9 protein-coding genes are annotated in these 12761 nt (G+C 56.1%); 3 read left to right on the top strand and 6 right to left on the bottom strand.

The window, feature by feature from the left end:
* Positions 1-37 precede the first annotated feature (37 nt).
* Positions 38-1210 (bottom strand): MalY/PatB family protein, encoded by a 1173-nt coding sequence (locus tag EL098_RS12475; protein ID WP_126356501.1) that lies wholly within the window; start codon positions 1208-1210, stop codon positions 38-40.
* A 43-nt stretch (positions 1211-1253) separates the two neighbouring features.
* The gene (malX, locus tag EL098_RS12470) at positions 1254-2843 is read right to left on the bottom strand and encodes a maltose/glucose-specific PTS transporter subunit IIBC (protein WP_126356500.1); all 1590 of its coding nucleotides are present in this window, start codon (positions 2841-2843) and stop codon (positions 1254-1256) included.
* Positions 2844-3029: 186 nt separating this feature from the next.
* On the opposite strand from malX, the gene EL098_RS12465 reads away from it, so the two are divergent.
* Positions 3030-4064, top strand: coding sequence for a Mal regulon transcriptional regulator MalI (locus EL098_RS12465; RefSeq protein ID WP_126356499.1), 1035 nt, complete (start codon positions 3030-3032; stop codon positions 4062-4064).
* Between the two features lie 77 nt (positions 4065-4141).
* On the opposite strand, the gene EL098_RS12460 is transcribed toward EL098_RS12465, so the two are convergent.
* Positions 4142-5725, bottom strand: coding sequence for a YdgA family protein (locus EL098_RS12460; protein ID WP_126356498.1), 1584 nt, complete (start codon positions 5723-5725; stop codon positions 4142-4144).
* A gap of 126 nt (positions 5726-5851) precedes the next feature.
* Entirely contained in the window at positions 5852-7027 is a 1176-nt protein-coding gene (manA, locus tag EL098_RS12455) for a mannose-6-phosphate isomerase (RefSeq protein WP_126356497.1), read from the bottom strand.
* 206 nt (positions 7028-7233) lie between these two features.
* On the opposite strand from manA, the gene fumA reads away from it, so the two are divergent.
* Together fumA and fumC are read left to right on the top strand one after the other, a co-directional pair.
* Complete coding sequence (gene fumA / locus EL098_RS12450) at positions 7234-8880, top strand: class I fumarate hydratase FumA (RefSeq protein WP_008456390.1); 1647 nt, start codon at positions 7234-7236, stop codon at positions 8878-8880.
* A gap of 55 nt (positions 8881-8935) precedes the next feature.
* A complete protein-coding gene (fumC, locus tag EL098_RS12445; RefSeq protein WP_126356496.1) occupies positions 8936-10333 on the top strand; it encodes a class II fumarate hydratase in 1398 nt (465 codons plus the stop codon).
* A 3-nt stretch (positions 10334-10336) separates the two neighbouring features.
* Here fumC and tus read toward each other — a convergent pair whose 3' ends face one another.
* Together tus and rstB are read right to left on the bottom strand one after the other, a co-directional pair.
* Positions 10337-11266, bottom strand: a complete 930-nt coding sequence (tus, locus tag EL098_RS12440) for a DNA replication terminus site-binding protein (RefSeq protein WP_126356495.1) — start codon at positions 11264-11266, stop codon at positions 10337-10339.
* Between the two features lie 120 nt (positions 11267-11386).
* The gene (gene rstB / locus EL098_RS12435; RefSeq protein ID WP_126356494.1) at positions 11387-12682 is read right to left on the bottom strand and encodes a two-component system sensor histidine kinase RstB; all 1296 of its coding nucleotides are present in this window, start codon (positions 12680-12682) and stop codon (positions 11387-11389) included.
* Positions 12683-12761: the final 79 nt, after the last annotated feature.

The following is a 12761-nucleotide window of genomic DNA, read 5'->3' as shown; positions in this document are numbered from 1 at the left end:
CCGCCAGAGGAAAAAGGGGAGCATCTCCCCTTTATGTCTACCGCAGGGATTGGATCCCATTGAGCAGCCGATCAACGCCGGCTTCAAGTTTGACGCGCGGACATCCGGCGTTCAGGCGAATAAAACCGTTACCCTCCACGCCGTAGGTGTAGCCCGGCATGATGGCGACTTTCTGCTGCTCAATAAGCACTTTCTGCAGCGCACGATCGTCCAGCCCAAGCGGGCGTAAATCGATCCAGGCCAGGTAGGTGGACTGCGGTGGCTGCCAGTTAAGCTCCGGGAAAGCCTGGTTCAGCCTGTCGGCCACGAACTGCAGGTTGCTTGTCAGGTAGTCTCGCAGCGCATCGAGCCAGGATTCGCCTTCGCGGTAGGCGGCGATGTGGGCGACGATAGCCAAAACAGCAGGAGAAGAGAGCCCATCCTGCCCTTTGAGCACGCTAAGGTAGTGCTGGCGATCCTCTTCATCATCGATCAGCCCGTAAGCGCCGGTAAGCGCAGGGATGTTGAAGCTTTTCGAGCCAGAGGTGAACAGCGCCCAGCGACCGCTGCCGATCTCGCACCAGGGAATATGGCGATTTTCACCCCAGACCATGTCCATGTGGATCTCATCGCTAATCACCCGCACGTCGTGGCGCTCGCAGAGTTCAGCCATAAGCTCAAGCTCTGCGCGGGTCCAGACCTTTCCGGTTGGGTTATGCGGGCTGCACAGCAGCATAATTTTGCATTCCGGGCGGGCAAGCAGCGCCTCCAGCTCTGTCATATCACACTGCCAGCCGGTCGCCGTTTTTTGCAGCGGAGCGCTTAAAACCTGACGCTGATTGCCTTCTATCGCTTTATAGAAGGCATCGTAGGCCGGCGTGTGAATAAGCACGCTCTCGCCCGGCTGTGACCACTGTCGAATAAGCTGCGAAACCATATAAATCACGGAAGGGCCATAGACCACGCTTTCCGGGTCAATGGAGCATGCGAAACGCTGCCTGTACCAGTGGGCGATGGCGCCGAGGAACTCCTCGTTCTTCCAGCGGCTGTAGCCCAGTACCCCGTGGGCCAGTCGTTTTTGCAGGGCTTCAAGGATGCAGGGGGCGGTAGGGAAGTCCATATCGGAGATGGTGAAGGGCAGCAGGTCGGCTGAACCAAAGCGATCGGCCACATAATCCCACTGGGTGCACCAGGTGCCATGGCGGTCTACCGGAACAGAAAAATCAAACATAAAGCCTCACAGCAAAGAGAGCGCCGAAGCGCTCTTTGGTGAATTAAGCCTCGACGGTTCGCATCAGGCCGACCATCTCATCTTTTACCGACTGAACCTGCGGCCCAATAACGACCTGGAGGTTGTGCTCGTTGAGCTGCACGACGCCGATAGCGCGGTTAGCCTTAAGGGCTGCGGTATCTACCAGCGACATATCTTTTACCGAAAGACGCAGGCGGGTGATGCAGTTATCCAGCGTGGTAATGTTATCGCTGCCGCCCAGGGCGGCCAGAATTGCCGGAACATTATAGCCGGACTTGCCGGGCTGGCCGATAATCGGTTTTTCCGCCGTGGTGGTTTCAATATCGCGACCTGGGGTTTTGATATTGAAGCGGGTAATGGCGAAACGGAAGATGGCGTAGTAACCCGCAAACCAGACTGCCGCCACGACCGGCACCATATACCATTTGGTCGACAGGCCGTGCAGCACGCCAAAGACGAAGAAGTCGATAATGTTGCCGTCGGTGTTACCGATGGTAACGCCCAGCACCGACATCATGGTGAAGCCGATCCCCGTCAGCACCGCGTGAATGAGATACAGAACCGGGGCGACGAACAGGAACAGGAACTCGATGGGCTCGGTGGTGCCGCCGACAACGCAGGCAATCACACCGGAGATCAGCAGCCCTTTAATTTTATGACGGTTCTCAGGGCGTGCGCAGTGGTACATTGCCAGTGCGGCGCCAGGCAGGCCGCCAAGGAATGCCGGCATTTTACCCTGAGAGAGGAACTGTGTAGCGCTTTCAGAGAAGCCGTGCGTGGTCGGGCAACTTAACTGGGCCTGGAAGATGGTCAGCGCGCCGCTTACTGTATGGCCGCAGACGTCCATGGTGCCGCCGGCTTCGGTAAAGCGAATCAGGGCGACCAGAATGTGCTGCAGGCCAAACGGCAGCAGCAGACGTTCGCCGGTGCCGAAGATCATCGGTCCAAATACGCCAGCGCTGTGGATCATATAACCCAGAGCGTTGATCCCGGCGGCAAAGATTGGCCAGATTAGCGGAATAACCAGCCCGACAAGGCCCATCACTACGGTAGTAATAATCGGCACAAAACGGGTGCCGCCGAAGAATGCCAGCGCATCCGGCAGGCGAATGTTGTGGAAACGCTCATGCAGCAGGTAAACGATGATCCCGGCAATGACCGCCCCGAGAATACCGGTATCAATGGACTGAACGCCCAGCACGCTTTGAATGTTGTTGGCCTTCAGAATCACGGCGTCAGTGGTTGGCAAAATGCCTTTGGCGGTGAGCCAGAAGTTAACCGCCAGGTTCATCACCATATAGCCGACGAAGCCGGCAAAAGCCGCAACGCCTTTGTTTTCACGCGCCAGGCCAAGCGGAATAGCAATACAGAACATCACCGGCAGGAAGCTGAAGGCGAACGAGCCCATTTTGCTCATCCAGGTGAAGAGCAGCTGCAATACAGGGTTACCCAGCCACGGGATCTCCGTGATGACATCATGGCTGCTCAGCGAACTGCCGATGCCCAGCATAATGCCGCAGAAAGAGAGCAGCGCCACCGGCAACATAAAGGTTTTGCCAAGGTTTTGAAAAAATTCCCACAGCGATTTTTTTTGTGGTGTATTAGCCGCCATCACGACTCCTTAACCCGGTTAATATGAGATGTTGAGTAACTGAAGTTTGGCGATGATAAAACGTTTTACCTAAGTTTATCGTGAGGGCGATCGCAGAATTACCGCGCATAATGCCGTTCAATATGCCAGCATTAGTAAAACGTTTTATCTTTATATTTATCGATTCACGGAGGATCTGACCTGACGATGTCGACGCTGACCAAAAGAATCACTATTAACGAGGTTGCCGAGGCCGCAGGCGTATCGGTGACCACGGTATCGCTGGTGCTCAGCGGTAAGGGCAGGATCTCCGCCGCGACCGGTCAGCGGGTGAATGAGGCTATCGAAAAGTTAGGCTTCGTGCGTAATCGTCAGGCGGCCTCGCTGCGCGGCGGGCAGAGCGGGGTGATTGGCCTGATCGTCAGGGACCTGTGTAATCCTTTTTACGCCGAACTCACCGCCGGGCTGACGGAAGCGCTGGAGCAGCAGGGGCAGCTGCTGTTTCTGACCCAAAGCGGCAGCAAAGGGCAGCATATGCAGCGCTGTTTTGACACGCTGGTGGCCCAGGGCGTTGACGGCATTATTATTGCCGGTGCGGCGGGACAGGGTGCCGACCTACGCGAAATGGCGGCGCAGAATAAACTGCCGCTGGTCTTTGCTTCGCGGGCGAGCTATCTGGATGAGGTTGATATTATCCGGCCGGATAATATGCAGGCTGCGCAAATGGTGACCGAGCATCTGATTAAGCGCGGCCATCAGCGCATTGCGTGGCTGGGCGGGCGCAGCTCCTCTCTGACTCGCGCCGAGCGGTTGGGCGGCTTTTGTGCGACGCTGATGCAGCATGGGCTGCCGTTTCACAGCGACTGGATCCTTGAATGCGAACCGAGCCAGAAGCAGGCGGCTGACGCGATAACCGAGCTGCTGCATAATTTCCCGACCCTCAGCGCGGTTGTCTGCCACAACAGCACCGTAGCGATGGGGGCGTGGTTCGGCCTGACGCGGGCGGGCTGGCAGATGGGCGGCGGCAGCGTCGACAGCTATTACGACAGGCATATTGCGCTGGCGGCCTTTGCCGAGGTCACCGAAGAGGATCTGGACGATGTGCCGATGACCTGGGTGACAACCCCCGCCAGGGAGATTGGCCGCAGTGCGGCGCAGCGTATTCTTCAGCGTATCCAGGAAAGCGACATTGTCTTCAGCAATCAGATTATGCCCGCACGTTTAATCACCATTAAAAACTAACCTTTCAGGAGCAGCATGAGTTAATCATGCCCGCCAGAAGCTAAAAACCCCGCCTGCAGGCGGGGTTTTTGTCAGGCTTACTGCTGAGGAGCTGGTTCGGCGTCCGGAGAAGAATCATCTCCAGGCGCTTCGTCCCCTGGCTGAGGAACGGCATCGCTGTCGTTGTCCTGCAGCGCGGGTCCCCCCATTCCTGCCGGCAGCGCGAACATGCTGAACAGATCGCCCAGCGGCATCTGCTCGCCGTTAAGAGCGGCTTTGCCGCTGCCGTACTGCAGGCTGGTGGTGATGTTATCGCCGTCCACTTTGGTGATGCGGAACATCTGGCCCATAGCGGCCAGGCCTTTGATCTGCTGGCTGGCAAGCTTCTGTGACTCTTCCGCGTTATAGCCCTCAAGCTGTGCAACCTGAGACATCATCTCCGTTGCCATCGGCATCGGAATAACCAGCTTCGCATCGAGTGATTTCACATAGCGATCAAGCTGCTCTTCCGGCGTCCTGGCCGGGCCGGTGACGCCCTGCGGATCCTTCAGGAACAGTGAAAGGTTTAAGTTTGACTCGCCCTTGGCGTTCTTCCAGCTAAGCGGCGCGACGGTGATGGTTGGGTCGCCCTTAAGCAGCAGCGGCAGGTTGGCGCTAATCAGCTCAATGGATTTTTGCTGGTAGAGTTCAGGATTTTGCTGCAGAGCCGGGTCGGCCATCAGCTGCTGCACGCCCGCGTTATATTTTTGCGAAAACTCGCGCAGCGCGGCGGCATCAATATTGCCAAACTTAAGCGTCAGCTTGCCGCTGCCCATGTTCTGGTTCTGCACTTTCAGCGCGTCCAGGCTGTAGTCGAACTGCCCGGTAAAGTGCTTTTTATCGTCCTGAACGTCAGATTTTGCGTTCAGGTTGAAACCTTCCACGACGGCAATCTCTTTACCGTCGACCACCATCGAGAGTTTATCAACGGTCGCTTTTTGCGAGCCAACGCGCTGGTCGAAAAGACTGCGCTTGCTGTCGCCGTCGGTTTTAATGCCGTTGAAGGAAAATTGTACGCGCTGGCCGTATTCGTTAACGGTGTTGATCAGCCCGCTATCGGCTTCCCCGGAAAGGGAAATTTCATTGCCAGCGCCGTCGACGTCGGCGGTAAACTTGCCGCCGCTAAAGCTGAGTTTGTTTTCGCCTTCGTTGGCATCAATGGCTGCCAGCACGATGTCTGATGACGTTGCTCCGCCGTAGCCTACGCGGGTTTCCACGTTGATAAGCGGCTTATCTTTGGTCAGTACAAAGAGCTGTTTGGTCGCGTCGTTATTGACCAGTTCAGTGTGGATCGACGCCATGCTCGGGATCGGATTGAATTTCTTCAGCTGGGCGAACGGGAAGGGACCGTGATCGATGGTTTCGTTAAATAAAACGCTTTGCTCAGGCGTAAGAATGGCGTTTTTGGTGCCGGCGGCCTGCTTAACAACCAGCTGCACGGTGCTGTGGAACAGGCCACGCTTGTAGTTCTGGTAGCTGAGAACCAGGCCTGATTCCGGTGCTGAATTTTTGATCTCCGCATTGGCGTTATCGATCATTTCGGCCATGCGGCCTTCAAGCTGTTTACCGGTAAACCAGGCTCCGCCGGTCCACACCACGCCCAGCGCAACAATTACCCCAACCGCAACCAGAGATTTTTTCATCGTGTCATTATCCATGTTTAGAAGCCGGTAGCCGTCCCCCACCGGGCGAAAGAAAAACGCCTGATAACAGGCGTTTTCGTCAACGTGCTTATTAGCTTAGCAATACGCGCTAAAAAGATCAGTAAGTTAAAGTTTATTAAACACTCGCGCGACCCGGCCTACGCCGCTGACGGCAATCGGGGACTCGGCAGCGCTAATAAAGGCGGACTCGCCCGGCTTCAACACCAGACGCTGAGCATCTTTGGTTAACACAGCTTCACCTTCTACGCAGAACACAATGGCTGCACTTTGCTGGGCAAGCGTTGCTTCCTGCGTGCCAAGGTCATGCAGCGAGAAGGCAAAGTCATCAACAGGGATCGGGAAATCCAGCTCGCTGCCGTTTTTATTCGGCTGCGTCAGCAGCTGGTTCGCTGGTTTTGGCTCAAATTTAACGTTAGCTACCAGTTCAGGAATATCGATGTACTTTGGCGTTAACCCGGCACGCAGCACGTTGTCCGAGTTAGCCATCACTTCCAGGGCCACGCCGTTGAGGTAGGCATGTGGCGTCTCGGCGAACAGGAACATCGCTTCGCCGGGTTCGAGCTTCACCACGTTCAGCAGCAGCGGGGAGAAGAGGCCGCTGTCGTCCGGGTAGAATTCGGAGATCGCGCGAATGGTTTCCCAGGGTTCGCCCTGCTGGCTGTTCAGGGCAGCTTTCAGCACGCCAAGCGCCAGCGATTTTTCTTCTCCCTGCATATTCAGCAGGCCGGCAAACAGCTGCGCCAGGCTTTCGGCTCCGGGCTGCTGAAGGAAATGAGCAATCAGAGGATGAGCGCCGGACACCGGCTGCAGGAGCGAGACTATGTCAGAGAATTCGCGGAACGCGTTCATCGCCAGGAACGGCGTAAGGGCAAACACCAGCTCGGGCTTATGGTTAGGATCTTTATAGTTGCGCTCTGCGGCATCGAGGGGAATGCCGGCGGCGTTTTCTTTGGCAAAGCCGATTTCAGAAGCTTTTTTATTAGGGTGAACCTGAATGGAGAGCGGCTGGGCGGCGCAGAGAACTTTAAACAGGAAAGGCAGCTCGCCAAATCGACTGGCAACGGCTTGCCCCAGCAGCGCGGTCTGGTCTGCGTCAATCACATCGCGCAATGCGTGCTGTTGTCCGTTAGCGTCCAGCACTTTTGAGCTACTCTTTGGGTGAGCGCCCATCCACAGCTCCGCCATCGGTTTATGCTGTGGGTTGGCGATGCCGTAGAGTTCCGTTAGCGCCGTTTTGCTGCCCCAGGCATAATTTTGTACCGCATTGATCAATTTTTGCATTTCAGGTCCCTGTCATCATTGAATCGAAGTTTCAGTTATTAAACCAATTATCCGCCGCGAAGTAACCAGGGCAACAAAAAGTCGTATTAGTCTCAGTTTCTGTTAAAAAATTGTGTAGCATGTTATGACTTGTTTTTGGAACGCAGCGTAAGATCCTGCGCTGAAATATAAAAATTAACGTTACTGTTGTCGCAAGTGAGAAAAATATGTCGAATAAACCCTTCCATTACCAGGAGCCTTTCCCGCTCCAGAAAGACCCGACCGAATATTACCTCCTGAGCTCCGACTATGTTTCCGTCGCCGAGTTTGACGGCCAGCAAATCCTCAAAGTTGATCCTCAGGCCCTGACGCTGCTCGCTCAGCATGCCTTCCACGATGCTTCGTTTATGTTGCGCCCGGCGCATCAGCAGCAGGTGGCGGACATCCTCAGCGATCCGGAAGCCAGCGAAAACGACAAATACGTCGCGCTGCAGTTCCTGCGTAACTCCGACATCGCCGCGAAAGGCATTCTGCCGACCTGCCAGGACACCGGTACCGCCATCATCATGGGTAAAAAAGGCCAGCGCGTCTGGACCGGCGGCGGCGATGAAGAAGCGCTGTCACGTGGCGTCTATAACACCTTCATTGAAGATAACCTGCGCTATTCCCAGAACGCGGCGCTGGATATGTACAAAGAGGTGAACACCGGCACCAACCTGCCGGCGCAGATCGACCTCTACAGCGTGGACGGGGATGAATATAAGTTCCTGTGCATCGCCAAAGGCGGCGGCTCGGCCAACAAAACCTATCTCTACCAGGAAACCAAAGCGCTGATCACTCCGGCGAAGCTGAAGGATTATCTGGTGGAGAAAATGCGCACCCTCGGCACCGCGGCCTGCCCGCCGTATCACGTGGCGTTTGTTATCGGTGGCACCTCTGCCGAAGCGACGCTGAAAACCGTGAAGCTGGCGTCAACCAAGTACTATGACGGCCTGCCGACCGAAGGCAACGAATACGGTCAGGCGTTCCGCGACGTGCAGCTTGAAGAAGAGCTGCTGAAAGAGGCGCAGAATCTTGGCCTGGGCGCCCAGTTCGGCGGTAAATACTTCGCGCACGATATTCGCGTGGTTCGCCTGCCGCGCCACGGCGCATCCTGCCCGGTCGGGATGGGCGTTTCCTGCTCCGCCGACCGCAATATCAAAGCAAAAATCAACAAAGACGGCATCTGGCTTGAGAAGCTGGAACACAACCCGGGTAAATACATTCCGGAGGAGCTGCGTCAGGCGGGTGAAGGTGAGGCCGTGAAGGTTAACCTGAATCGCCCGATGAAAGAGATCCTCGCCCAGCTGTCAGACTTCCCGGTCTCCACCCGTCTGTCGTTAACCGGCACCATTATTGTGGCGCGTGACATAGCTCACGCTAAACTGAAAGAACGTCTCGATAACGGCGAAGATCTGCCGCAGTACGTGAAAGACCACCCAATTTATTACGCAGGTCCGGCCAAAACGCCGGACGGTTACGCATCCGGCTCATTAGGGCCGACAACCGCGGGCCGTATGGACTCCTACGTGGATCAGCTGCAGGCCAACGGCGGCAGCATGATCATGCTGGCAAAGGGCAACCGCAGCCAGCAGGTAACGGACGCCTGTCACAAACACGGCGGCTTCTACCTCGGCAGTATTGGGGGGCCGGCGGCGGTGCTGGCGCAAAACAGCATCAAGAGCCTGGAGTGTGTGGAGTACCCTGAACTGGGTATGGAAGCCATCTGGAAGATTGAAGTGGAAGACTTCCCGGCCTTCATCCTGGTGGATGACAAAGGCAATGATTTCTTCCAGAAAATTCAGGCCTCACAGTGCTCTCGATGCGTTAAGTAATACTCAAGCCGCCGCTCAATAAACGGCGGCTTTTTTTATCGCAAAGGAGAAAGGCATGACATCCAGTCGCAGTGAAAAAGACTCAATGGGCCCGATCGACGTACCGGCAGATAAACTGTGGGGTGCGCAGACTCAGCGTTCACTTGAGCACTTCCGCATCTCTACCGAGAAAATGCCGACCGAGCTGATTCGGGCGCTGGCGCTCACCAAGCGTGCGGCGGCGAAGGTCAACGTAGACCTCGGCCTGCTGCCCGCAGATCGCGGCACGGCTATTATCGCCGCCGCCGATGAAGTGCTGGCGGGAAAGCATCCCGGTGAATTCCCGCTCGCTATCTGGCAGACAGGCTCCGGCACCCAAAGCAACATGAACATGAATGAGGTGCTGGCGAACCGGGCCAGCGAAATTCTGGGTGGCGTGCGCGGTATGGAGCGACTGGTGCACCCGAACGACGATGTTAACAAAAGTCAGAGTTCGAACGACGTTTTCCCGACCGCCATGCACGTGGCGGCCATTATCGCGGTGCGCGAGCACCTGCTGCCGCAGCTCAACCTGCTTAGACAAACGCTGGCGAAAAAAGCCGACGCCTTTAAAGATATCGTCAAAATTGGCCGTACCCACCTGCAGGACGCCACGCCGCTGACGCTTGGCCAGGAGATCTCCGGCTGGGTGGCGATGCTTGAGCATAACCTGAAGCATATCGACCATAGCCTGCCGCACCTGGCTGAGCTGGCGCTGGGCGGTACGGCGGTGGGGACCGGGCTGAATACGCACCCTGAATACGCGGTGCGTGTGGCAAAAGAGCTGGCTGACTTCACGAAGCAGCCTTTTGTCACGGCGCCCAACAAGTTTGAGGCGCTGGCCACCTGCGATGCGCTGGTCCACGCTCACGGCGCCCTGAAAGGGCTGGCCTCTTCGATGATGAAGATCGCAAACGACGTGCGCTGGCTGGCTTCCGGCCCACGCTGCGGCATTGGCGAGCTGTCGATCCCTGAGAACGAACCGGGCAGCTCCATCATGCCGGGGAAAGTGAATCCGACCCAGTGCGAAGCCGTCACCATGCTGTGCTGCCAGGTGCTGGGGAACGACGTCGCGGTGAATATCGGCGGCGCGTCCGGTAACTTCGAGCTGAACGTTTATCGCCCGATGGTTATCCATAACTTCCTGCAGTCCGTTCGCCTGCTGGCCGACGGGATGGAAAGCTTCAACGAGCACTGCGCGGTGGGCATCGAGCCTAATCGCGAGCGCATCAGCCAGCTGCTGAATGAGTCACTGATGCTGGTGACCGCGCTCAACACCCATATCGGCTACGACAAAGCGGCGGAAATTGCCAAAAAAGCGCATAAAGAGGGGCTGACCCTCAAGGCCTCGGCGCTGAAGCTCGGTTACCTGACCGAAGAGGAGTTCGACGCCTGGGTTCGCCCTGAAGATATGGTCGGCAGCATGAAGCCGTAAGGGTTACGTTTCACAATAAAGATGCAGCCGCGGGATAATCACTCTCAGCGGCTGCGCTTCCGGTTTGTAGCGATGGCGAATATTATCCGCATCATAATTCAGCAGCTCCCCGAGATCGGGCGGTGTTTCACCGCTATCCTGATTGCATAAGACAATCAGTGGAGAAGGGCAGGCGTACTGCACCTGTTTTTGCTGCGCCTGATACCAGACGCGGGCAACAGGCTGGACCTTGACCGGGCGTTTGATTTTCAGTCGTGCGTTTTCCGGCAGCCTTTGCACTTCCTCAATTTCCTCCGCTACTCGTCCGGCCCACTGTTCTTTCGTCCACGGCGGCACCGCGCGGCCCGCATTAAGGCTTTTCTCAAGCATCTCCAGCACCTGCTGGCGGCTAAGGTTTTTGACTATCTGCTTATTGGCCCAGCCAAAGCGAACGGTGTCGGGCTTTTCAAGTAGAGTAATGGCCCGATAGGCGTTCAGGGTAAGCAGGCCGGGGATATGGCGGTGTACCCATTCAAAACGCTGGGCAGAGGGCAGCTCAGACTCAACGCTGATAATGTTCTCCAGCGTCTGCTTCAGCTGGTTGATGCGTTCCAGAAGCGCCCTGGTTTGCAGGTTTTGAGCTTCAGTAACCGAATAACAGAGCGCGCCCGGCAGGCGTACGGCGGCCTTGGTGCTGGTTTTTTCCGACTGCTGCCGGATAAACAGGTGCGTAAAGTGGGCGACGGCAGCCAGATGCGCTTCCTGGCCCACTCGCTGGGTCACCTCGATCGAAGAAAGCGGATCGTGCTCTTTGCTTTTTTCAATCGCTGGCAGGGTAAAGACTCGCCCGCTCAGCAGTCTGAATTGCCCGAGCTGCTCACGTAAAACAATCAGCTGCTGTTCCAGTTCGCGGCAGGTGGAGGTTAAGCGTTCGATAAGATCGTAGCGTGGCATAACGACTCTCATTAGTTACAACATACTAATGAACTTTAGCAACAGGTGCTCACTTCAGCAATAGCACCGTTTGTCTTCTGCAGGGAAAGGCAGGCCCGACAAAGCATTCGGGCCTGGTGTTCAGGAGAGATAAGTGGTGTTTACCGGCCACGAAAAACGGAAGCTGGCGCCGCCCAGAGGGCTGCTATCAATGGTGACGTGCCCACCCATGGCAACGGCGATGGAGTGGACAATCGCCAGACCAAGGCCACAGCCGCCGGTTGCTCGATCCCGGCTTGGGTCAAGGCGCACAAAGGGCTCGAATACGCGGGCACGCTCCTCTTCAGGAATGCCCGGTCCGTCATCTTCAACCTGCAGACTGGCAATATCACCTTCACGCCAAAGGGTAATACGCAGCTGCTGCTGGCTGTAGCGAAGGGCATTGTTGATCAGGTTGTCGGTGACTCGCTCCATCAGTCGGAGATCCAGTGCACCATAATCAATGGCGGTGACGGTATCCGTCTCAAGCGCAATCTGACGCTGGCGGTGAATAAGCTGCACGTCCGCAATGTGGGTTTCCATCCAGCTGGCAAATTTAACGTGTGCGAGATGCAGTTCTGTCTGCGGGCGGTCAAGACGCGCGTAGGTAAGCAGCTCGTCAATCAGGGCTTCCAGCTGACCAATATCACGGTTAAGCGCGTGAGACTCTTCCTCACTAAGGTTATCGCTCATTTCCAGACGGTAGCGTAGACGAACCAGCGGGGTTCTAAGTTCATGTGCAATACCGTCGATCAGCTGCTTTTTGCTGGCTATCAGAGCATTGATGTTATCGGCCATTTGGTTGAAGGCGATGCCAAGCCGTTCAAAGCTCGAGGCATTATCAAAATGAATGTGTTCATCAAGATGCCCGGTACCAAAGCGCTGAGCTGCGCTCTCCAGTTTTAGCATGTCCTGCCAGTGCGGACGCATCCAGATAAAGACCGGGAAGGCGAGTGAGATGGCGATAAAGGCAATCAGGCCGATATCCAGCAGCCGCATCTGGTGCAGATAGAATAGGTAGGGAATAGGGCCCACGGCCAACACGTAGTGGCTGCGCGGAATACGCTGGATAAACGTGTATTCCTCATCCAGCGCCACGATCTCGCCCTCCCGCAGGTGGCGGGCGGCAACATCGTCGAGCTTAAACTTGCTCATCGGCTCGATGTTGAGCTTAAAAGAGAGATTCAGGTCGAGGTCATTAATGGTTTTATTCCAGTCGCGCGGAGGGATTTCGCGCAGCTCACTGCGCATCAGGTAAAGCGAGCTTTTCATTAAATCATCAAGCGACTGGCGGCCAGCCCGCTCGGCGGTGAATTTATAGACCAGGCCAACCAGCATGGTCATCACCAGAAAGCAGACAAACAGCAAGAGATAAAACTGTACAAACAGCTTTTTCATTAAATATTACCGTAAGATTAATAGGTTAGTCATAGTGCCTTTACCCTCGTGGGCGCTATGGGGGCATTATAGCCCTCCG

Origin of the sequence: Cedecea lapagei, from assembly GCF_900635955.1 — a bacterium.
GTDB lineage: Bacteria > Pseudomonadota > Gammaproteobacteria > Enterobacterales > Enterobacteriaceae > Cedecea > Cedecea lapagei.
Note: the sequence above shows the minus strand (reverse complement) of the source record. Positions and strands in the feature narration are given on the sequence as shown.

Coding starts and splice junctions, on each gene's coding strand:
- fumA (WP_008456390.1), top strand. CDS start 7,234: ATGTCGAATAAACCCTTCCATTACCAGGAGCCTTTCCCGCTCCAGAAA.
- tus (WP_126356495.1), bottom strand. CDS start 11,266: ATGCCACGCTACGATCTTATCGAACGCTTAACCTCCACCTGCCGCGAA.
- EL098_RS12465 (WP_126356499.1), top strand. CDS start 3,030: ATGTCGACGCTGACCAAAAGAATCACTATTAACGAGGTTGCCGAGGCC.
- malX (WP_126356500.1), bottom strand. CDS start 2,843: ATGGCGGCTAATACACCACAAAAAAAATCGCTGTGGGAATTTTTTCAA.
- fumC (WP_126356496.1), top strand. CDS start 8,936: ATGACATCCAGTCGCAGTGAAAAAGACTCAATGGGCCCGATCGACGTA.
- rstB (WP_126356494.1), bottom strand. CDS start 12,682: ATGAAAAAGCTGTTTGTACAGTTTTATCTCTTGCTGTTTGTCTGCTTT.
- EL098_RS12475 (WP_126356501.1), bottom strand. CDS start 1,210: ATGTTTGATTTTTCTGTTCCGGTAGACCGCCATGGCACCTGGTGCACC.
- EL098_RS12460 (WP_126356498.1), bottom strand. CDS start 5,725: ATGAAAAAATCTCTGGTTGCGGTTGGGGTAATTGTTGCGCTGGGCGTG.
- manA (WP_126356497.1), bottom strand. CDS start 7,027: ATGCAAAAATTGATCAATGCGGTACAAAATTATGCCTGGGGCAGCAAA.